Origin of the sequence: Bacteroides clarus YIT 12056, assembly GCF_900129655.1 — a bacterium.
GTDB classification, from domain to species: domain Bacteria; phylum Bacteroidota; class Bacteroidia; order Bacteroidales; family Bacteroidaceae; genus Bacteroides; species Bacteroides clarus.
In genome coordinates, this window is the sequence record NZ_FQWK01000003.1 from 463,642 (window position 1) to 486,281 (window position 22,640).

Consider the following 22,640-nt stretch of genomic DNA (forward strand, 5'->3'; position numbering starts at 1 on the left):
CATATTTTAATCTTTTAAACACTTGTTATCCCTTCCATCAAATATAAATCCCAATCCTGATTTGCCAGCCGCATTTATTCCTTTTTTCAGGAGAATTTTCCTTATGGCTTACGCCATGAAAATTCACCTGAAAAAGAATGCGGCGGCAAACGGATTAGAATTAAAGAAAAGATTACAGGGATTAACTGCGACCGACGTGACGCATAGCCGTAAATCAAAGGCGGCTATCCTTATATTCCATATATGGCCTCATAAATACTGTGAAAATGCATCTTCCCAAATAACAAAACATAGTCTGCTTATCAAATTCCGAAATAAGACAGGGATTTCAACTCCCTCCGATCTGCATAGTCCGGTGGCTTTGCTATGCTTTTATTCCAACTCTTCCTACTTCTTTTCATTCTTTTTTCTACTGTTTCTACATTCTTTCCTATCTCAGGTATGACATCTGATGACATCTAATGCCATCTATTTATAAATCAATCATTTATTCAATTTATCACTTTACATTTGGACTGTGAAACAAATCAAGTAATCACTCAAAACAAAAGATTATGGCACAAGAAAACAGTCCTGACAAGGAAAAAAGGCAAGGCCGGACAAAGAAACCGGAAAAGCCTTATGTGGAACAAATTGACGAGCTTTTGCTGGTACATAACAAGAACGACCCCAAGGAGGGTTTGGGAGTGGTCAGCAAGGCAGACGAGAAAGGTAATTATCAGACGGTTACACCGGAGGAGAAGAATGAGAACTCATTCCTGAAATTCGACAAGAATTCGAGTATTCTCGAAAACTTTATCAAGAATTTTTGGAGCCAGCTGAAGGAGCCTACGCATTTCAGGCTTATCCGTATGACCTTCAATGATTACAAGCAGAACAAACAGGCTCTCAAGGATTTGGCCGAAGGTAAGAATACAGACGCGGTAAAGGAGTTTCTGAAACGCTATGAAATCGTACCGAAGGCAAACAATCAGAAAAACAGTCAAACAAAAGAGGAGGAAACAACAATGGCAAAGAAGCAGGAACAGACAACGCAGGCTCAGCCTGAACAGGTATCACAGGTGGAAGCTGCCACACAGGGGCGCGAACAGCAGGAACCGCAACGCCAGCAGACACCCACGTACCGCTACAACGAGAATATGATTAACTGGGAGGAACTGGGTAAGTTCGGCATATCCAAGGAAATGCTGGAGCAGTCCGGACAGCTTGACGGCATGCTGAAAGGATACAAGACCAACAGGACAATGCCGCTGACACTCAACATTCCTGGGGTACTGACTGCCAAGCTGGACGCACGCCTTTCATTCATATCCAACGGCGGGCAGGTCATGCTGGGCATCCACGGTATCAGAAAGGAACCGGAACTGGACCGTCCTTATTTCGGACATATCTTCACGGAAGAGGACAAGAAGAACCTGCGTGAAAGTGGAAACATGGGACGCGTGGCTGACCTTAACCTGCGTGGTAACACAACTGAGCCGTGTTTGATTTCCATCGACAAGAATACCAACGAACTGGTAGCCGTCCGACAGGAGCATGTCTATATCCCGAATGAAATCAAAGGGGTAACCCTGACTCCGGACGAAATTCAGAAACTGAAAAACGGAGAACAGATATTCGTAGAGGGAATGAAATCCAATCAGGGTAAAGAGTTTAATGCCAATCTGCAATACAGTGCAGAAAGAAGAGGCATCGAATTTATCTTCCCGAAAGACCAGGCCTTCAATCAGCAGACGCTCGGCGGGGTACCGCTTTCCCCCATGCAGCTCAAAGCGTTGAATGAAGGACATACCATCCTTGTAGAGGATATGAAGCGAAAGAACGGCGAACTGTTTTCCTCCTTCGTTACCATGGATAAGGTAACAGGCGGGCTCCAATATACACGCCACAATCCGGAAACGGGAGAAATCTACATACCGAAGGAAATCTGTTCGGTACAGCTCACACCGGAAGATAAAGAAGCTTTACGCAAAGGGCAGCCCATCTATCTTGAGAACATGATCAACCGTAAAGGTGAGGAATTCTCGTCATTCGTCAAGCTGGACCTGGCAAGTGGAAGACCACAGTATTCCAGAACTCCGGACGGTTTCAACGAACGACAGGCACCTACCATCCCGGCTGAGGTTTACGGACACCTGCTTTCGGCACAGGAAAGAGCAAATCTTCAGGACGGAAAGGCCATCCTTGTAACGGGTATGAAAGGTCCCAACGGCAAACCGTTTGATTCCTATCTGAAAGTAAACGCAAACACCGGACAGCTGCAATATTTCCAGGAAAATCCGGATGTGCGCCGCAATACCTCACAGCGTGCTTCACAGACTGACAATACCCAGCAGCAGGAACAGAAGAAGGGAGCAAAACAGGCTGTCTGACCTGAACGGGATTCAAATCATTCAAATCATCAATTACTAAAAAAGGAAAGAACATGAACAAGACCAATCATCATATCTACAAGGCTGAACAAATCGACTGGGAGAAACTGGAATCGGTAGGTATCAGCAGATCGCAAATTGAAAAGGACGGAAACATGGACCTGCTCCTTCAGGGAGAGGAAACCAATGTCATGTCCATTAAAATCAAGACTCCTGTATTTTCACTTACAATGGATGCCACACTCAGTCTGATTGAAGACGAGAATGGAAATCCGGTCATCAGCATAAACGGTATCAACCCTTCAGGTGAATAAATAAGAATCCATAATGTATCATCTCTCTTTCCATACGGACTTACCGTATGGAAAGATATAAAAAACAGAATTTATCATGATTGCCATATTAACAGACAAACCAAGTGTAGGAAAAGAAATCGGAAGAATCATCGGTGCAACCAGAGTAAGAAACGGATATGTGGAAGGAAACGGCTACATGGTTACGTGGACTTTCGGGAACATGCTGTCACTGGCCATGCCGAAGGACTACGGAACCCAGAAGCTGGAACGGAATGACTTTCCTTTCATCCCGTCCGAATTTGAGCTGATGGTACGTCATACACGCACCGAGAACGGATGGATACCGGACATTGATGCCGTGCTCCAGCTTAAAGTAATCGAGAGAGTGTTTCAGGCATGTGACACCATCATTGCGGCTACCGATGCCAGCCGTGACGGGGAAATGACATTCCGCTATGTATATCAATACCTGAACTGTACACAGCCCTGTTTCCGTCTGTGGATTTCATCCCTTACCGACGAGTCTGTGCGTAAAGGCATGGAAAACCTGAAGCCGGACAGTTGCTACAACAGCCTGTTCCTTGCTGCCGACAGCCGCAACAAGGCGGACTGGATTCTCGGAATCAACGCCAGCTATGCCATGTGCAAGGCGACGGGCCTCGGCAACAATTCCCTTGGACGGGTGCAGACACCGGTACTGGCTGCCATCAGCAGACGCTACCGTGAAAGGGAAAACCATATTTCATCGGACAGCTGGCCCATCTACATCAGCCTGCAAAAGGACGGCATCCTCTTCAAGATGCGCCGCACACAGGATCTTCCCGACAAAGAATCCGCAACAATGTTTTTCCAGGACTGCAAACTGGCACATCAGGCACAGATCACAGGTATCAGTCACAGCGTTAAGGAAATACTTCCACCGGATCTGCTTGACCTGACACAACTTCAGAAGGAAGCGAACATCCGCTATGGTTATACCGCATCAGAGGTGTATGACATCGCACAGTCCCTTTATGAAAAGAAACTGATTTCCTACCCAAGGACTTCCAGCCGTTATCTGACGGAGGATGTGTTTGACTCGCTTTCACCAATCATGGCACGTCTGCTATCATGGGAGCTGTTCCCTGCCGCTAAAGGAACTGGAGGTATTGACATATCCAGTTTGTCCCGCCACGTAATAAGTGCAGAAAAAGCCAATGTACATCATGCCATCATCATTACAGGTATCCGTCCCGGAAATATGTCCGAAAAGGAAATGCAGGTTTACAGACTTGTAGCCGGAAGGATGCTCGAAGCATTCATGGCTCCATGCCGCATAGAAACGACAAATGTTGAAGCGGTCTGTGCCGCACAGCATTTCAAGGTCGAACAAACAAGAATCATTGAAGCCGGCTGGCATGATGTGTTCATGTGTTCCGACATGATCCCGACATCGGGGTATTCCGTCAAAGAACTCCCAAAAATGGAGAAAGGTGATACCCTGAATGTATGCGGATGCAACATGGTACACAAGAAACAGCTGCCGGTAAATCCGTTCACGGATGCAGAACTGGTGGAATACATGGAACAGAACAGACTGGGTACGGTATCCTCACGTACCAATATCATCCGTACACTGGTTAACCGTAAGTATATCCGTTATTCAGGGAAATATATCGTTCCGACCCCGAAAGGCATGTTCACCTACGAAACCATCCGTGGAAAGAAAATTGCGGATACTTCACTCACCGCAGACTGGGAAAAACAGCTGGCCGGACTTGAAAGCGGAATGATAACCGGACAGGACTTCCTGAACAAGATCAGGACTCTCGCCAAGGAAATGACTGATGACATTTTCAACACCTATTCCACAAAAGAAGAATAACATCTATACCTAATCAACCAAGAGAATGCAGGCCGGAAGGTCTGCATTTTTTGTATCCGTACAGAAAAGATTCTGTTTTTCCGCTTTTAAGCGGCAAAGGTCTTGGATTGCCTGCCTTTTGCCGCAAGGCTGCCCTGAAGGGCTTGGCTGGACAGGAAAAAATCATCCTCGCTACGCTCCGGTATTTTTTCCTGCCAGGCCTTGCGCAAAAAGGCAATTCAAGAGGCCGGAGGCCTATAAAATCGGGAAAACACATCCCGATGGGATTATTCATTCATAAAATTAAGGATTATGAAACTACAGATTATCGAAAGTATCAGCAAGCATGCGATAACCCTGGTACTGGTTATCGGAATACTTATGCTGACAGACAAAGGTATCATGCCTACAGGTATTATTGCAATGCTCCTGCTCACCGGAGGAATCATAGGATTTCTTTTCAGAGCTCTTCTACTGATTGTCAGGATAGCATTTATCTTTTTCATTGTCGGACTCCTGTTTTTCTAACCAATAAAACCTACAGATATGAAAACAAGTACATGTATATCTTCCGCTCCTGTCATGCCGGCTGTATGGCCACAGAGTGAACATATCAGACCGGTCAAAAGACGTCTGCCCAATACAGTTGATGAGCCTAAAAACATCGGCTACTATCTGGAATCGCTGCGTGATATTGCAAGCAGACCGGACAGGGAGGATGTCCTGAAAGAATTCTTCAAGGAAACTTATGTATAACCATAAAATTTTTCAATTATGTTTTTTCAATCAATTTATCAGATGATTACAGCAGGTACGGATCTGAATATCAATATCCGTAAAGTGGACAACAGCCTGAGCGTAGCAGTCATGCCAAGGCGGAACAGCCTGAAAGAGGATACGCGGCAAAACATGGTGCCACTGGTCGTAAACGGAACACCGGCAGAACTGGATATGGGCTTCCTGCAGACGATACTACAACCAATACAGAAGGTACAGGGGCTGCTTGTCAATGCGGAAAATTTCGAGAAACAGGCAGAAAAGGCTACATCACAGGCCAAATCATCCAAGGCTCCAACAATACCGGCCGAATCAAAGGAAGCCAAGGAAAAACGGGAAAAGATGGAAAAACTCCTCAAGAAGGCTGATGAAGCAACTGCCGCAAAAAGGTTCTCCGAAGCAATGACATGGCTGAAACAGGCACGGGTGCTTGCTCCTTCAGAAAAACAGAAGGAGATTGACGAAAAGATGCAGGAAGTACAGAAACAGGCCTGCGAAGGAAGTCTGTTCGGTATGACAGAGGAACCGGCGCCGGTAATTCCCCAACCACAAGGCAGCATGAACGGTCAGCCACAGCCCGGTATGCAAACAAGCATATTCCCGGAGCAGCAGACCCATACTATGAATCCTGAACCTGTCATGCAGTCTGCTCCACAACAGATTCCACAGGGAATGCCTCAACCGGTATATGGAATGAACGGAGCATATATCCAACCTGCTCCAAACCGCCCCGTAATGCAAGGAACAGGTATGCCACAAGGAGCTACAATGCAGCCCTATCCGCAGCAGCCGGCTTACCAGCCTGAGACGGCTCCTTATCCACAACAACAGGTACGGCAGCCGACAAACGACCATATACCGAACGGAACAGCACAGGTACAGAACGGAAACGGACGGGAATACCAGACTGCACCGGCAGCCCATGATACATTCTGCTTCGATCCGGAAGACGAGAATGACAGGGAGCTTCTAAGAGAGGACCCGTATGCGGAATATCCTGATTTTCCGGCAGAGTATCGGATGAAGGACGAGGCACAGGTAGAAATGGTATACTGCTGATATACACAATAAACGATTTGTAAAACCAATAAACTATAAACAATATGGCACTGGAAATTAAAGGAATGAAAAGAGTATTCAAGATGAAGAAGAACAGTCAGGAAATTGTACTGGACGATCCGAACGTAAACATGTCTCCGGCTGAAGTGATGGACTTCTATTCAATGAACTATCCGGAACTGACCACCGCGACCGTACACGGACCGGAAATCGAAGACGACCGGGCGGTATATGAATTCAAGACCACTATCGGAGTAAAAGGGTAAGAACATGAAAAAAGGACAACGTAAAGACAAGAAACCATGTACACAACTTACGGAACGGGCTTTGGAAAATTTGGCCAGACTCATCATATCGGAACTCGAAAATACGGACATAAGCCGGGGCATCAGGAACAGAAAGAAAAGAAGACTCCCTCCCGCAGAAAGCCTCATGGTTTTCTGAACACGAGAATACCTTCCATTGCTCCCGACCTGTATGTGGAGAATGACAGGGATGTAACGGTAAATGTCACCACCAAAGAGAATCTTGATTTCCTGTACCGTTCAGCCATGAAGTATGCGCAGCTCCTGGATGTGGAGCTGCCATACCATCCTACAGGCAGGACTTCCATAAGAGAAAAAATATGCCTGCTATATAATGCGCTGGATTCCATAGTATCTCATCATGTAAATCTGGAACTTGTCGGTGACAGGCTCCAGTTCTGTATCTATCATTTCCATGAATGGCCTGATTACACCCTGTTCCTGATACCGATAGATTTTACAGAAAGGCTGAAAGGTGAAATCAAAAGGATTACACTGGAGTTCATCAGACAGTTCATCAAATATCACAGGGTGATGGATATAACCGATACCCCTTATTTTGAGATGTCGGAAGTCTGTATCGATTATGTGGACTTTGAACAGCTCGATGAGGAAGAGAAAAAGGATTTGTACAGAAAGGAAAAGCTTTTCAGGTCATATGAGAAAGGGAGAATCCACAGGAAACTGTGCCGGATGCACTCCAAGGCTTTCTGTAGGAATCTGGAAGAACATATCCGCAACTGTAATCCTTCCAGCAATAAGGAAAAAAGACTTTTGGAACTGATTACTGAAGGGATGTCCCTGATTGCAAAAAACAGTCCTCATATCTTGAATTATGATTATGACTATGCAAGCGAAAAGGAAAGGGATTTCGAACCGCCACCGCTCGAATATCAGATTCTGCTTACCTATTCCATTACGGATACGGTTACCAAAGACATGGAAAGCTGTTTCAGTACTGACTGTCAGGAAACATATAACCAGACTCCCGTATCATTTACCTTCATCACACCGGAAACTGAAAAACTGTTCAGACCAGAGAATTATCCGGAACGGTTCTCAAAATGGTTTGAGAAATTTGTAGAACATGTTACCTATAATTTATAAACATCATGAATGAACTAACCCAAAACATACAGAAAATGATGGTGCCGAAAGCTGCTATCATAGCCTACAAGTATGAAGACAGAAGAAATTCTGACACCAGGTACTTCATAGAATTGCGTCCCATCGGGAAAAGCGGACAGATGGGGGCAGGTATCCCCGTCACATACGAATTCATGAATACCCTGCTGGAATCCTATACGGAGGAAATGAGCGGGATACCGGCAGGCAGAATCCCCGAAAACATGCTGGCCTGCAATCCGAGAAAAGGACAGGAAGAATATATCTGGTACAATCCGCCCGGAAAGAGACAGATGTTCTTTCACAAGGATCTCAATATACAGGACGGCATGTTCAATTTGCCGGGAATTGTCTACCATGTAAAAAACGGAAGCATGGACGTATTCGCCTTCAAGGGAAAACGTCCGGTGGAGACGACTCCGCTGTTCCGTGCCCCGTTCTTCAACGTGACCGGATCAAGTGTCTGCCTTGGCAGCAGTTTTCTGGAAAAGCCACAGAACCCGACTTTCCTTTCCCTGCTGGATTACTGGGAAAAACGGTTCTGGCTGACTGAATTCTCTCATCTGGGAGGAAATGTGAATCCTACCGTTTCAAATCTTGTCATCGTCACCGAGAACATAAGAAACAATCCGTTCGACATGAACGAACTCAAGCCCATGAATAAAAAACTTAAAGACATACTTCCATGAAAAAGATACATTTTACCGACCGCTACCTGCTCAATCCGCGTCATCCGGTAACGGTGTTTGTCATCGGAGCCGGAGGTACCGGCTCACAAGTGATAACCAATCTGGCACGTATGAGCATGGCACTTCAGGCATTGGGGCATCCCGGACTGCATGTCACCGTATTCGATCCCGACACAGTAAACCAGGCCAATATAGGACGTCAGCTTTTCAGTGAGACGGAACTGGGACAGAACAAAGCCGTATCACTAGTCACACGCATCAACCGTTTCTTCGGATACGCATGGACTGCCGAACCGCAATGTTTTCCTACCAGGAATTTTTCTGAAGATAGCACAGCAAATATCATCATAACCTGTACGGACAATATACGTTCACGTCTTACGCTTTGGAAGTTCCTGAAGAAAGTCCGCAAAGAAAACTTCAGTGACCATTCGGCTCCCATATACTGGATGGATTTCGGGAACAGCCAGACAAAAGGACAGGTCATCATCGGGACGGTACGTGAGAAAGTTCTCCAACCTTCTTCACAAGAATATATTCCCATGCCTAAAATGAATGTCATCACCGAGGAAGTGGACTATGCGAAAATCAAGGAAAAAGAATCAGGACCAAGCTGTTCTCTGGCGGAAGCCCTGGAAAAACAGGATTTGTTCATTAACTCCACACTGGCACATATCGGATGTGATTTGCTCTGGAAAATGTTCAAGGAAGGAAAGACACTGTATCGCGGTGCCTATGTCAATCTGGAGACATTGAAAGTGACCGCAATCCCGGTATAATGCATAAGTGACCGTATCATCTTTCCATCAGAATACGGTCACTTATTCTATTTGCTACTTATTATTTACTACGTTCTTACCTCGCTGGAGCAGGAAACTCTGTATCTCTGAGGCGAGATAGAATGATTTCCCGTTCTTTTCAACCGAATAATATTTAATCTTGCCCTCTTGCCTGTAACGTGCCAGAGTTCTTTGTGACACACCAAGGAGTTCTGCCAGATCCACATTATCAAGCAGTTTATCCCCATTCATACATTCTTTCAGACGGTTCATCTGATCCAGTTTCTTTTCAATGCGGGCAAATCCCTCTACCATGGTTCCTATCAGTCTTTCGAGTATCTCATTATCTATATATGACATAATTCCAATATTATAAGTGAATAAATCGATACTCTTTTCGTGCGCACTCTAAGAGTATATACTCATAATAGTGAGAATAACATGCCAAACAGAAAAAGAAGGGCAGAGCATTTTGTATATAGCTGTTAATCAGTTATATAAATTAACATCTTGATTTCCTGCTGTAAACCGATAGTGTAAACTATTTAAAGCATGTCTATTACCAAGTTTACATTTCTATAACGACTACTTATTATACTTTAGAACTAATCTTATAAAAGAGGTTTACTAATAGCTTTATATACCCCTCCTATTCATTTAGCTTTAATATACTTTACAAAATAGGCTTTATATTTCATGCATCAAAGTATGAAATATAAAGCCTGACTTTTTACTGAAAACAGTTTAATAATGGATTAGTAGTTAAATTTTCATCCTATTTCAATATATTTACCAGAATCAAATCCATTCTCTAAATGCTCGTTTTGGAAAATATATCCCATCTGATTGGACAGTAATTTAGTACCTCCAATCTTAGAGTCTATATTAGTATGTAGGGCATTCTGCTTCAAATGCCTAACTCTATATAAAAAAGTGAAACCAAAATTGTCTTAACAATATCACTTTTTCTACTTCTTAAAGTATGTATATTATACTAATAGCTTAAATTTGTATGTAAGATTATTATCCATAGCTGAAAAAATACTGCGATACAAATGAGTAAGATTTATTTTCTTCCTGTAAGACATGGTGATGCATTCATTATTGAGTGCACCCAAGGAGATGCACATGGACTTGTTGTTATTGATGGTGGACCTATGGGGTGCGGACATATACTTCAAAAAAAGTTAAAAGAATTAGGTACTCCTGATCTTATGGTGTTGACTCATTATGATGATGACCATATTGGAGGAATTCTACAATTGGTTGGCACTTGTTTAGATGATAATGTTGCTCTAGCAAAAGAGGTATGGGCAAACTGTGCTGGTTACGTGGAAATGGCAGAGAATAAGAGCACAAATGCTAAGCAAGGTGTGACGCTATCGGTTAAGTTGAATGAATTGAAAGAAAAACATGAAATAATATGGCGTGATGATCTGTCTGAAGGATTCAAAACGAATCTGCCTTTCGCCAGCATAGAAGTTGTATCTCCACCAGAGACCATAAGGAGAATGGTTATAAAAAAACAAGAAGAAGAGGGACAACAGTTATTGAAGGCATCTCAAATGAATATAGACAACCTAAAGAAATCTATTACTGAACTAACTGAATATATACCCAAAGAGCCAGATTTGAATAAAGATGCTGAACTTGCCAATGCATCTAGTATAGCCTTAATCCTAAAGTGTGACGATTTGAGTATATTGATGTTAGGGGATTGCTATCCTCAAAACGTAGAAAGATACCTTAGAGAAAAAGGTTATTCCGAAGATAACCCACTGGTTGTTGACTTTGTTAAGGTATCACATCATGGAAGTAGAAATAATACGAGTAACAGCTTACTAGACATTATTCGATGTGATAAATTTATTATATCAACCAATGGAGGTAATTGCCGTTCCAATCATCCAGACAGGATAACCATAGCTCATATTTTATGCCATGAGAAAAGGAACAAAGATAGAAAGGTACATTTATATTTTAATCATAAAAAGGAACTAATAGAAGCAAATGGAGCTCCTTTTTTAAACGCCGGTGAATGTAAGGAATGGAATTTTGAAATACATGATAATATCACAGAACTATGAATCTAACAAAAGCAAATATAAAAGATTTGAAAAAGGTGACAGTAAAGATAGTGTGTTCTAATGGTAACGAAGGTTCAGGTACTATCGTTTCTGTCGGAGAAAACATCTATGTTCTTACAGCTGCACATGTAGTAGAGAATGAGACACATGATAGTCATTTTGCCAAAGACAAGATAGCAATCTCATTTATGAGAAATAGCAGAACAATAAAATTGTCTGTAGATAAAGTGAGTTACTACAACAGAAAAGATGATGCCGCTATATTACATGTCGTAAATCCTGGCAATATGCCAACTTCAGGACTTGATCAGGTTCGGTTGTTGACAACAAACGTCAGTGGTCCTGCAGAACTTTGTGGCTTTCATAAAAACGAAGATAGTCCTAAACACTATACTTTTGAAAACCGAGGAGCAGAAATTTGGGCGATAGACAATATTCAACTTAGGGTTCAGAGTCTTGAGCCGGCAAGAAATTTTGAAGGAGTTTCAGGTGGAGGCATATTCTATCAAGATACGAATAAAGTATTATATATGGCTGCCTATATGTTGGAAGTGGGAAGATATGATGGTAATAACAATGAGTTCGTTTGTAAACCTTCATCCAATTTTATCTCAAGCGGACTTCTAAATTCCATTGTTGATGAACGTTGTTATGAGTTCGTTGCCGATCCGGCTGTAGCCTGTGGCATCGATAGCAGACAAATGTTGAATTCCTTAGATAGATCTGGTTATGAACTTAATCAGACTGGATTTTTTATAGAGAACGATAGAACTAAGGAAATTATAGACCAACTTAGGGACGACGATACTCCAACACTAATATTAACGGCATTATCTGGGATGGGTAAGTCAAAACTTATTTATGAAGCTTTTAAGGGGACAGAACGTGAACAGAACAGATACTATGCAAAGTATAATGCCCACCGAGAACAGCTGACAGGAGAGTTAAAGCTAATATTTAAACAGAATCTAGGAAATGACGGAATCGTCATTGTGGATGACTGTCCGATGGATCTTATAACAGAAGTTATCAGTATTAGGGATCAATACAATGACCTTTTTCGATTAATTTTAGTCCATCATGACTATTTCAATGAAGAACTTGAACGCATGTCTTTTCCTGTAATTAGGCTTAAACCTCAAGAAATGGAGGAAAGAATAGGACTATATATTAGTGAGGAACTTGAAGAAAACGAGCAAAATAAGAATGATATTCTGGTGATCAAGAAGTTAGCAAGTGGATATCCCCAGATGGCAATAGAGCTAGTTAAGGCATATAAAAAAAACAAGATTGCTGGCCCAGAGGCTGTTACACATCTGATGCCCAAACTGCTAAACCTGACAACTGGTTCAGAAAAGGAGGAGAAAAAAGTTTGGCAAACATTGTCACTCTGTCTGCCATTTCCTTATAAAGAAGCAACACATGAAGGGTTTGAATACTTGCTAAAGAACAATCATGTAACACCGCTTAATGGAATGGAGTATGAAGAACGTAGAAGTATCGCAGCAGGATTAGTACGAAAATATTGCCCGACATTAATAGATGTACAAGGTATGTGGCTTTATGTAAGGCCTTTCCCTCTGGCTGTCTGGCTGACAGCGGAATGGTTTAAAAATGTATGCAACACTCAGGTACATTTTAAGGAACTTATTGAAGATATCAAGAAACAGCCACCTTTGGTACAGATTGCTATCAGTGAAGGTTTCTGTAAACATATACAACAGATGTCTGGAAACAAGGAAGCTTTTATGATGGTTGAGCAACTAGTCAATTCCGATATCAATCACCCTTTTTTCGACGAGGAGAATCTATGTTCTGGACTGGGTTCTAAGCTTTTCCTCGCAATGAGCACTGTGAACCCAGCTGCAATAGCTTCAAACTTTAGGAAGGTTTTTGAACATAAGGAGATAACTTGGTTAAGAGAGCATGTCAATGGAACAGAAAGACGGAATCTAGTTTGGGCTCTTGAACGTCTATGTTTTGCCCACGAAAGTTACCATGATGGTGTAGTGATGATGGCCCAGTTAGCTGTTGCTGAAAATGAGGATATTGGCAATAGTGCTACCGAACAATTGATACAACTCTTCCATATAAATCTTGCTGGGACAGAGGTGGATTTGAGAGAACGTTTGAATACTTTGAAAGAACTCGTAAATAAAGGAGGAGAATATATACCGTTGGTAATACGATGTTTTGAAGCTGCATTACAAAACGGTGGATTTCTCAGGGTTGGTGGAGCAGAAAAGTTTGGTTTTGAAAACAGAAAAGACTATACACCAAAAACTTGGTCTGATATATTTGAATATTGGTACGGATGCAGAGATTTATTGCTGGAATGGCTAAACAAAAAGCCCCAATTAGCAGACCTTCTAGCAGAAATAGTAGAGAAGAATATTTACAACTGGATACGAGGAGGACAAAAGAATGTCCTTGTGCCGCTTTTGGAGAAAATAGCCGAAATAAAGAATTACCACTGGGATAAAGGTTATAAAGCCTTATCTGAAACAGTATATGCCTTTGGAATAGATGGAGAAGCATTAGGGCTTTCGGAACTTATGACGAAAATGAGAAGTGAGACTTTTAAGACTCAGCTTGACGAGGCTAGATATAAAATGCGGGGACAATACCATTTAGGGGACAAAGAACAAATGGAATTATCAGAGAAACTATTTGCTCAGTTGGCTTCAGAGTTTATTGACAAGAAAACTTATGCCAATGAGGAAGAAGTAAATACACTTCTTGAAGATAATGAGTATATTCCAATAGGTTTTGTAAGAACATTAGTAACAACAGTATCAGATGAACAATTAGAAATTCTTTTTGATACCATTTTTAGAATATTAACAACAAAGTCTATTGAATTTTATAGCCCATTCTTAGGTAATCTGTCTTCATATTCAAAGTATAGGAAACCTCTGTTGAAGTTTTTGGAAAGATTGAGAAATAAAAGACAAGAGCTCTTATATGTATCTTTAATGGCAGTTACAGAAAATGAAGAACTAAGTCATTTTTACAAACTTTTCTCAGAACAAAAAAAACAAGTTCTAGAAATGGACTATTTACCAGTTTATCTTAATTTCTTCAAGTCGGATAGATATGAACATTATTTATTGATGTTAAAGACACTGAAAGATAGTTTCCCTGATCGTCCTAATAATTTGATTGCATATGTAGTAGCAGAACGTTTTACAATGAGGAAAGACGAGCACCCTGAAGCTATCGCCATTGTGAAAGATGCGTTGCTTAAGTATCAAATCAATGGTGATACTGGATATGTATTACATGATTATAGTCGTATTCTTATAGAGACTTTGCGATTATGGCATGATTCTGAATTTGCCAAGCAGGTGAACAGCAAGTTCATTGAAGTGTATAGTACTCAAATGGTACATCTAAGCACAAAAGGTATTTTTACAGAATTATTAAAGAGTTATTTTGATGATGTATGGCCAGAATTCGTTAAAGCATTCTTGGGAGCTGATACCTTTTTATTCTATTATCAGGTGAAGGATGAATTGGGTTCAGGATTTAGTTTTGGAAAAGGCCCACTGTTTGATGCAGAAGAAGGATTGATTAAGCAGCTTTGTTTAGATAATCCAGAATCTGCTCCTGCAAGGATTGCGTCCATGGTTCCTTGTTTTGACAATGAAGTAAATATGTTTAACAAGTGGATTATATGGCTTTTGGATAATTTTGGAGAACAGAGAGATGTGAGAGATAATATCTCGTCCAATTTAGGTTCGTTTTCATGGACTGGTAACATATCACCATATTATGAGAGAAATATCAAGTGCTTTGAATATCTGTTGAATCATTCAAAGCAAGAGGTACGAGAATGGGCACAAAAATGTATTAATGACGAAAAGAAATTGCTTGACATAGAGAAAAATAAAGAAGATTTTATGCATATAAGATACGAAATATAAAACTAACCAAACAATAATACCATGCAGTCTGTATCTAATTCATTACTGTTGTGCAGTTGGACAAGCATGATCATTAAACCTCAATTAACTTGGCGCTCTTTATGAGCGCTTTTTCATTGCTCAAATATGCTCTAAGAACATAGTTGTAACATTGGAACTACCACATTTAAAGCGTGATTATTGTGTAAACAACTTCAAATGATATCAGTGAGAAAAACTGAATAGCTTTGCTAATTTCTTTGAGAAGTATTCCAGCTATGGAAACAAATACCCCAGCATCGAATATAACGACTACAAACATATCAGTTCCTTGATTTAAAACTTATCCATAAAATAACTTTCAGATAAATAATAATGGGTATCATTGAAGTGATTTAAGTATAATGTATTTCTTTATTAAAGTGAGTATTTTCCTCTCCTTTCTATCTTTTTATTATACCATGTTTTATATCTTTGTAAAACAACAAAGAGTCTAACAATAAATAAGCCCATGAACCGAAGAAAATATATGTTTGAAGAAAAAGGTATCAAGCAGGCATATCTTGCTGAAAAACTTGATGAGAAACTTCTATATTGTAAACTCTTATGTATGTAATCGAAGGTAACCAAATTTTAAAGTTCCATCTGAAACAGCTAAGATACTTAAGTAAAAAATCGGTAAAGTATGGAAAATAGGAAACAAATAACAAATATATGTCTTTTAAGAAAAGAGGGATTAACCCTCTTTTTAGAGAAAGAAGGAGATGTATTTACTGATATAAAAAATGAAAATACATCTATACTTCCAGAAGAGCTTATTGCAGAACGTGAACGAGAGAAAAATATTTCTGAAAGAATAAAAGATTATGCACAAAAGTTAAAGCGCAAAGAATACTATAAAAAACTAAATTATCAAATTGAGAATCTTTTATTTCTTACCGGTGCTGGTTCTTCTTACAACTTTGGAGATGGTGACAAAAAAGGTAAGCTTATGTTCAATTTATGGGATGATGCAATTGAGTTGGTTGGAGGTAAAGAAAATATGGACACCTTTTGCGAGGCAGTAAAATATGCAGACAAAGATGTAAATGGAGAATATCTTAAGAATCTTGAGAAACTTCTTTCTTTAGCGGAAAAAGCAAAAGACTATATTACGGTAAAAATTTTTATAACTAAAGAAGATGTTAAAAAAGAATGGGATATTTCATGTGTTATCAATGAAATTAAAAAAATGATAAAGGAAGAATGCAATTTAAAGATCGTATCTACTGAATCTTCTGCTACTCATGAAAAGTTTCTTAATAAAATTACCAAACGTAAAAGTTCTATAGCTAGAGTAAAATTGTTCACTCTAAATTACGATACATTATTTGAACAAGCCGCCCGTAAAGGTAATTACACTATCATAGATGGTTTTTCTTTTTCACAACCAAGAATATTCAGTGGACGATATTTTGATTATGATGTTGTAATTCGTGATGGCAGTAGAATTAAAAATGAAGATAATTTTGTCCCTAGAGTATTTCATTTATACAAGCCTCATGGTTCTGTTGATTGGGAAAAAACGGAGAACAATGTTTTTCAGAATAAAGCCGAAAATATTCCAGTAGAAAATTCATTAATGATTTTTCCACAAGAAAATAAATACGAGCATTCTTATGAACAACCTTTTTTTGAAATGATGACACGCTTTCAAACTGCATTACGTTTGAAAAATACAACTCTTGTTGTCATTGGATTCAGTTTTGGAGACAAACATATATTATCTATGATAAATGAAGCCTTAGAACAGAACCCTAGTTTTCAGCTTATTATTATCAATTATAGAAATGCAGGTATTTATGAGAATGACACATTTTACAAAGAAGCAGAAAAAAGAGGTAACATAATAATAGTTAATGAAACATTTGCAGATTTTGTAGATGCTTATCCTGATATCAAAATTTATGACCAGTCAGATGAATATCGTTTAGTAAAAATTGTCAATGATGGAAACTAATAGAAATCCTTTTATAAACGAATACTTTATTGGTTTTGTAAATCAAGTAAGTCCACAAGGAGTAAAGATACATTTCCCTTCATCTGGATTGCTGCAACCTTTTTTTAGATTTGGGGAACTTTATCATGGAGGATTGGTAGGCAACTATGTAGTTATAGAAGGGCATCAAATAGGATTTTTAGGGAAGATACAAGGTCTTGAATTACCAGAAAAAGAACGTTTGGAACTCAGTGAAAAATCTTTTGAAACAAATGATATGCATCCCATAGGATATATTGAAATTCTATTGTCCTTTAACTTTGAAAATCCAGAAGAAATTCAACGTGGACTAAACACTCTTCCCCCTATTGGTGCTAAAGTTTTTGTTTGTTCCTCTGAGTTTATTCAAAATTTCTTTAGGCGGTTTGGGGTAAAAAAAGAAAATACCAACCCTTGTCTTATGAAGCTTGGAGTCCTAACTCAAAACAACGAGACACCTGTTGAAATTTCTTTAGATGCATTATTTGGTAGACATTGCGCTATTGTTGGCACAACAGGAGGAGGTAAAAGTTATACCACAAGTAAATTACTTGAAGGTATTTCCAATGCTGGTGCAAAAGCGATTATCATTGATCCTACTGGAGAATATATTGGCTTTGACTCCAAAGATGATGCTGAAAGCACTATCATTAATAAAAATAGTTATTTTCACTATTCACGTTTGTCTGTAGGAGATTGGTTTGCATTATTCAGGCCTGCAGGACAAGTTCAGCAACCTAAATTATTAGATGCTATTAAATCACTCAAATTGGCAAAGTGTTTAATAAAACATGAAGAACCCAATACCAAAGGAGTGTATAATAACCCCAAAGCAAAAGACACATTTGTAAAATGTATTAATGGAGTTATTATAAAATCAGGAAGTTATAAAGATGCATATCGTCATTTTGCAACTAAATACAATAATGAAATCGATAATAATGAAATTTCTCTTTTTGATATTTCAAAACTGATAACACAACTTAAAGAGGAATCTGTTTATGAGAACTTTGGAGAAAATATAAATATTTGGGGGAATGTAGACAATAGAACAAGAGATAACATTGCTAGCTTAATTATCCGTATATATAATAAAATATCAAATACATCATTTAAACATATTTTCGGTTTAGAACAAAATCCAGATAATGACTTATGTGCTAAGATAGAATCTTTTACGAATGATAAATCAAAGCATATACTTCGCATTGGGTTTGAAGATGTGCCTTATGACTTTCAAACTAGAGAGATTTTAGCCAATGCAATAGCAAAATTTCTATTAAATAAAGCACGAAAAGGAGATTTTAAGGTACAGCCTATTGTGTTTTTTTGTGGATGAAGCGCACCAGTTTCTAAATAAAGAAGTTAAGGATGAGTATTTCCAATCAATGAGTTTAGATTCTTTTGATTCCATTGCCAAAGAATGTAGAAAATATGGTTTATTTCTATGCTTGGCTACGCAAATGCCTAGAGATATTCCATTGGGTACTTTAAGTCAAATGGGTACTTTTTTAGTACATAGATTGATAAATTATAAGGACAAGGAAACTATAGAAAGTGCTTGTTCTTCGGCTAACAAATCAACTTTGGCATATTTGCCTATATTAGGAGCAGGAGAAGCTATATTAATGGGAGTAGATTTTCCAATGCCTGTAATGTTAAAAGTAGATTTACCTCAAATCGAACCTAATTCACATACGCCCCAATTCTCTATAAAATAAAACATTAGTGTTCCTTTTTAACGGGACACTAATGAAATCGGGGTATAATACATTCCGAAGATACTTTATTTCTCCTTTAAGCCAAAAGAGTATTACCTATTAACTCAACAAATAGGAAACAGGCATTAGAAGAAGTTTACCCTGACTTTATATTTTGACAGGTAACCTTACCCCCAACTTGTAAAAATTTCTAAATCCATTAATTTTCCGTGCCTTCTGCAACAAGCTTTCTTCATGATTAAATCGCGTAACTTCCAAATCATCAGAGGCTTGTTTCTCCGGATAAATTATCAGGCAGGGATATTCTCCCATGTAAGGCTGGGCATCAATCAAATGGCTTATGATTTTCTCATCTCTTGCATAAGCACTGACTTGCCTAATATCATCAATAATACCCTTGTTGCCATTTTCGTATCTTGGTTTGTACTTGGTGTCAATAATCAAGTTTTCGTCGAGTTTAATAAAATCGGCAGAACACTGGTGATATCCTTTGACCTGAAATAAAATCTGTTTGCCGTAAGCCCTGTTCAAAAGACTATAGACATATACCTCATAAAGGCGTGACATATCAATCCAGAATACAGGAGTACCACCCTCAGTCCTATTAACTTTCTCAATAGAGTACCCGAACCTCCTGAGAATCTTTTTTGCCAGAATGACTGCCTCATTGTAATCTTTAAACAGTCCATTAGCGGCTACACGCCTGATTTGGTATATTTCAATCTCATCACCTACATTTTCAAACTGTGCCAAAAGGGAGTTCGTTAGAGCCGAAAGCTTCGCAAAAGAATCATGCGAACCAAACTTCCTGATGAACCGGGCAGTGAAAAGTAAAGCTTTCTTAAGCAACCTGTTTTCCTGACTATCGACGGTATATTCATGAAAACTACAGTAACATCTGTCCAACCGACGGCCAATTACGTTCATACGCAAGTTTTCGCCGGTTAAAACACGTCCCTTCGCCTTACACTGAAGATTCTCCTCCTGTAATACATAATCCTTTCTGAGACCGCGCTTCGTTAATCTTTTAAGAACAGTCAAGTAATGGATAAGCAAGAGAGGAGTAATCTGATCCTGTAGCCTTGCACAATTTATATATTTTTTTTCACACTCAATGCCATAAATCAGGGAAAAATAGTCAGAACTCAGTTCGTTTTCTAGACAGGCCATGAACATCTTAAAATAATCGACATTCTCCATTTCTTTTTTAGGATGCACTACAACAGACAATCCTTCCTTTTCATCAAGCCAATCGGCTCCAATAAAATAACTGGCTTTCATATCAGGTCCTATCCCGAGATACACAGGCTTTTCCATTATCCCTGTTTCACGAAAACAGATACCCTTGTCAAGGATACATTGGATATCTTCGTTACATAGTTTCCCATGCTCCTCCAGAAAAATGGTTCTATATGTCAATCCAGCAGACTTTCCCATTCGTTTATCTTATCTTTAAGTTCATCAGAAGGCTGTAACAGCCCGTCTTTTTCATACTCTTTAATCAAAGGAATAATCTCATAATCCAGCTTCAGTCTGAGTTCCTCGGCAGAGGAAGCCATGAAGTAACTATGGCCAACCATCAATTCATCCATTTCCAGATCCTCAGTCTTATTATCGCTGATAAATTCCTTAACGGCATTGAAAAGTTGATTTGCCTTTTCACCAAGTTCCACCTTCTCTTTGTAGTGAGAGACAATAGCTTCAGTATCAGCCTCAAGTGTATAAAAGGCGAAACGTCTTCTCACTGCATAATCAATACGTCCGGTACTTCTGTCAGTAGTATTCATTGTGCCTATAATATAGATGTTCGAAGGAACAGAAAACTCTTTCTTTGAGTATGGAAGTATCACAGAAACAGGATGTTCTCCATTCTGTCTTTTGTCTGCTTCTAGCAATGTAATAAGTTCACCGAATATCTTGGAGATATTTCCTCTATTTATTTCGTCAATAATAAGTACACAAGGTTTTGAGACCTGCAGCTCCTTGTTCATGTAATCACGTATCACCTCTATATAGCAGGAATTTTTGTCACCAGGATCTCTTTTTTCCAATTTCTCTTTAGTGATACTGGTCGCAGAACTACCATTTTCCAAATATTTGCCTGAACTTATAGATAGATTACCACTTGAGTTGAGTATTACCGTAAAAGGTGAATGATCTGTTTTTGTCTCAAATTTTAATTCGCCTTTTTTCAATAGATTCTGTAACAGTTGGTACTGTTGTTCAAAATCCGGTTTTTCCTCCTGACTACAGATTTTCTTAAATATTCCATCTTCGACCCTATAAAGTACATCTTTACCGTTCTCTGCGACTTCAGGCTTCAGTCCTTCTACAAAATCCTCATATCCCATTGATTGGTGAAAGGTTGTAAAAAATATACAATTATTTTTTCTTTGCTCATCATACAATTTCATGATTTCATTATGATCATTCGGGTTAAACTGTATGCCAAGTATGGACAAAGCCAAAGCTGCCGTATTGTATGTCTTGCCAGTACCCGGTGCTCCTTGAAGAATTATCTGTTTCTTCTGCAGGAGAATTTGCTTTAATAATTCTAATCTGTCTGCCATGATATTAATTTCTATTTGTTCTATATCTGAGAATGCTCCTAAATGTGCTCTGACTGGTAACCCCTTATCCTTATAAATTTTGAAAAGTTCAATCGGTATCGGGATCTGAAGGCGTTCAAAACGTGATGACAGAAAAAGTATTTTAGCGCTTTTATTGTCATCTACATATTCGTCCAACGATTCACTGAACCATATAGGATCTTTTTTTTTCCATTCTTCCATCTTCAGCGAATAATCCGAAGCCTCAACAAAGTCATTAACGGTAGCCTTGTATACAGCCTCATTGTTTTCTACATAATAAAAATCAAAATAGCCATCATTCTCGATTGTTTTTCTTAAACGCGGTAAAATTTTATTTTTTGGCTGAGGCAATTCATGCCACCAAGTTACGCTGTATTTCGCACCATTCTTAAAATCTATTTCCAACTGATTTTTCCATTCGGTCCTGTCACGGGCAACTAGTCCCTTGACAATATCACACCAAATATCAGCTAAGTTATAAATCAGTCTGGAATAAAGATGCGTCTTATTGAGCGGATTACTGACCTGTATATCTAGTTCCTTAAAAAAATCACATATATCACTCACAAAGTGATCATGTACATAATCCTTCTTCAACAGTAATTGAGATATAATAAAACGGTGCTCTTCACTCAGTATATTTATGTTAGTTTCAGGCTTAAGGATATAATTGACAGTGTTATGTATTGCTGGTGTGCATTTGTTTCTGTCTAATTTGTACAGTAACAATTGCTTTATCCATGCATTCTGCCGGATATTAGATCTTGCCAATACCCTTTTGTCATCATATTCGTTAAGTTTCGCCTTGTTAAAAGCATGTACATCACAATAGGCAACTAAATTGTCTATCAATCCTAATAGCTCCTGTACATCATTTCGGTCGGAATAACGCTGTTTATTGTAAGTCCAATCAATAATCTCTTCTATCAGCCGCCTATTATCATACTCCATGAATTTATAAAAAGCATCTCTGGCTTTCTGAAAATAGAAATCCGTTGATACCATAATCTTCTGCATTCCTTCCGTCTGTAGAAATTCCTGACTCTTTTTATATACTTCTGTATCCATAATATT

The 22,640-nt window shown here is 39.2% G+C and carries 18 protein-coding genes and 2 pseudogenes; 16 read left to right on the forward strand and 4 right to left on the reverse strand.

The window, feature by feature from the left end; translation table 11 throughout:
• Nucleotides 1-554: 554 nt before the first annotated feature.
• From BUB52_RS06765 to BUB52_RS06810, 10 genes are all read left to right on the forward strand, one after another.
• The gene (locus BUB52_RS06765; RefSeq protein ID WP_009121356.1) at nt 555-2,372 is read left to right on the forward strand and encodes a DUF3945 domain-containing protein; all 1,818 of its coding nucleotides are present in this window, start codon (nt 555-557) and stop codon (nt 2,370-2,372) included.
• A 53-nt stretch (nt 2,373-2,425) separates the two neighbouring features.
• The gene (locus BUB52_RS06770; RefSeq protein ID WP_004326355.1) at nt 2,426-2,686 is read left to right on the forward strand and encodes a DUF4099 domain-containing protein; all 261 of its coding nucleotides are present in this window, start codon (nt 2,426-2,428) and stop codon (nt 2,684-2,686) included.
• A 76-nt stretch (nt 2,687-2,762) separates the two neighbouring features.
• Entirely contained in the window at nt 2,763-4,532 is a 1,770-nt protein-coding gene (locus tag BUB52_RS06775) for a DNA topoisomerase (RefSeq protein WP_009121355.1), read from the forward strand.
• A gap of 291 nt (nt 4,533-4,823) precedes the next feature.
• Nucleotides 4,824-5,039 (forward strand): hypothetical protein, encoded by a 216-nt coding sequence (locus tag BUB52_RS06780; protein WP_009121353.1) that lies wholly within the window; start codon nt 4,824-4,826, stop codon nt 5,037-5,039.
• 18 nt (nt 5,040-5,057) lie between these two features.
• Nucleotides 5,058-5,267 (forward strand): hypothetical protein, encoded by a 210-nt coding sequence (locus tag BUB52_RS06785; RefSeq protein WP_039950479.1) that lies wholly within the window; start codon nt 5,058-5,060, stop codon nt 5,265-5,267.
• 18 nt (nt 5,268-5,285) lie between these two features.
• The gene (locus BUB52_RS06790; RefSeq protein WP_009121352.1) at nt 5,286-6,347 is read left to right on the forward strand and encodes a PRTRC system protein E; all 1,062 of its coding nucleotides are present in this window, start codon (nt 5,286-5,288) and stop codon (nt 6,345-6,347) included.
• Nucleotides 6,348-6,391: 44 nt separating this feature from the next.
• Entirely contained in the window at nt 6,392-6,613 is a 222-nt protein-coding gene (locus tag BUB52_RS06795; protein WP_004326366.1) for a PRTRC system protein C, read from the forward strand.
• A gap of 36 nt (nt 6,614-6,649) precedes the next feature.
• Nucleotides 6,650-7,759, forward strand: a complete 1,110-nt coding sequence (locus BUB52_RS06800; protein ID WP_009121351.1) for a hypothetical protein — start codon at nt 6,650-6,652, stop codon at nt 7,757-7,759.
• Nucleotides 7,760-7,764: 5 nt separating this feature from the next.
• Nucleotides 7,765-8,466 (forward strand): prokaryotic E2 ligase family D protein, encoded by a 702-nt coding sequence (locus BUB52_RS06805; protein ID WP_009121350.1) that lies wholly within the window; start codon nt 7,765-7,767, stop codon nt 8,464-8,466.
• Nucleotides 8,463-9,245: a PRTRC system ThiF family protein gene (locus BUB52_RS06810; RefSeq protein ID WP_009121349.1), complete on the forward strand. Its 783-nt coding sequence runs from the start codon at nt 8,463-8,465 to the stop codon at nt 9,243-9,245. The genes BUB52_RS06805 and BUB52_RS06810 overlap by 4 nt, the downstream gene beginning before the upstream one ends.
• Before the next feature lie 54 nt (nt 9,246-9,299).
• Here the strand turns inward: BUB52_RS06810 and BUB52_RS06815 are convergent, their stop codons facing one another.
• Complete coding sequence (locus BUB52_RS06815) at nt 9,300-9,605, reverse strand: helix-turn-helix domain-containing protein (RefSeq protein ID WP_004326370.1); 306 nt, start codon at nt 9,603-9,605, stop codon at nt 9,300-9,302.
• Between the two features lie 410 nt (nt 9,606-10,015).
• Nucleotides 10,016-10,138: pseudogene (locus tag BUB52_RS15845) on the reverse strand (metallophosphoesterase); the annotation flags it as partial.
• A 162-nt stretch (nt 10,139-10,300) separates the two neighbouring features.
• On the opposite strand from BUB52_RS15845, the gene BUB52_RS06820 reads away from it, so the two are divergent.
• From BUB52_RS06820 to BUB52_RS15820, 6 genes and pseudogenes are all read left to right on the forward strand, one after another.
• Nucleotides 10,301-11,332 (forward strand): ComEC/Rec2 family competence protein, encoded by a 1,032-nt coding sequence (locus BUB52_RS06820; protein ID WP_009121347.1) that lies wholly within the window; start codon nt 10,301-10,303, stop codon nt 11,330-11,332.
• Entirely contained in the window at nt 11,329-15,258 is a 3,930-nt protein-coding gene (locus tag BUB52_RS06825) for a hypothetical protein (protein WP_009121346.1), read from the forward strand. The genes BUB52_RS06820 and BUB52_RS06825 overlap by 4 nt, the downstream gene beginning before the upstream one ends.
• Before the next feature lie 478 nt (nt 15,259-15,736).
• Nucleotides 15,737-15,860, forward strand: a pseudogene (locus BUB52_RS15850) (transcriptional regulator); the annotation flags it as partial.
• Nucleotides 15,861-15,922: 62 nt separating this feature from the next.
• Nucleotides 15,923-17,236 (forward strand): SIR2 family protein, encoded by a 1,314-nt coding sequence (locus BUB52_RS06830; RefSeq protein WP_009121344.1) that lies wholly within the window; start codon nt 15,923-15,925, stop codon nt 17,234-17,236.
• Nucleotides 17,226-18,593, forward strand: a complete 1,368-nt coding sequence (locus BUB52_RS06835) for an ATP-binding protein (RefSeq protein WP_217176572.1) — start codon at nt 17,226-17,228, stop codon at nt 18,591-18,593. The genes BUB52_RS06830 and BUB52_RS06835 overlap by 11 nt, the downstream gene beginning before the upstream one ends.
• The gene (locus BUB52_RS15820; protein WP_009121342.1) at nt 18,586-18,975 is read left to right on the forward strand and encodes an ATP-binding protein; all 390 of its coding nucleotides are present in this window, start codon (nt 18,586-18,588) and stop codon (nt 18,973-18,975) included. The genes BUB52_RS06835 and BUB52_RS15820 overlap by 8 nt, the downstream gene beginning before the upstream one ends.
• A 147-nt stretch (nt 18,976-19,122) precedes the next feature.
• Here BUB52_RS15820 and BUB52_RS06840 read toward each other — a convergent pair whose 3' ends face one another.
• Together BUB52_RS06840 and BUB52_RS15965 are read right to left on the reverse strand one after the other, a co-directional pair.
• Entirely contained in the window at nt 19,123-20,412 is a 1,290-nt protein-coding gene (locus BUB52_RS06840) for a 5-methylcytosine restriction system specificity protein McrC (RefSeq protein ID WP_009121341.1), read from the reverse strand.
• Entirely contained in the window at nt 20,391-22,634 is a 2,244-nt protein-coding gene (locus tag BUB52_RS15965; protein ID WP_009121340.1) for an McrB family protein, read from the reverse strand. The genes BUB52_RS06840 and BUB52_RS15965 overlap by 22 nt, the downstream gene beginning before the upstream one ends.
• Nucleotides 22,635-22,640: the final 6 nt, after the last annotated feature.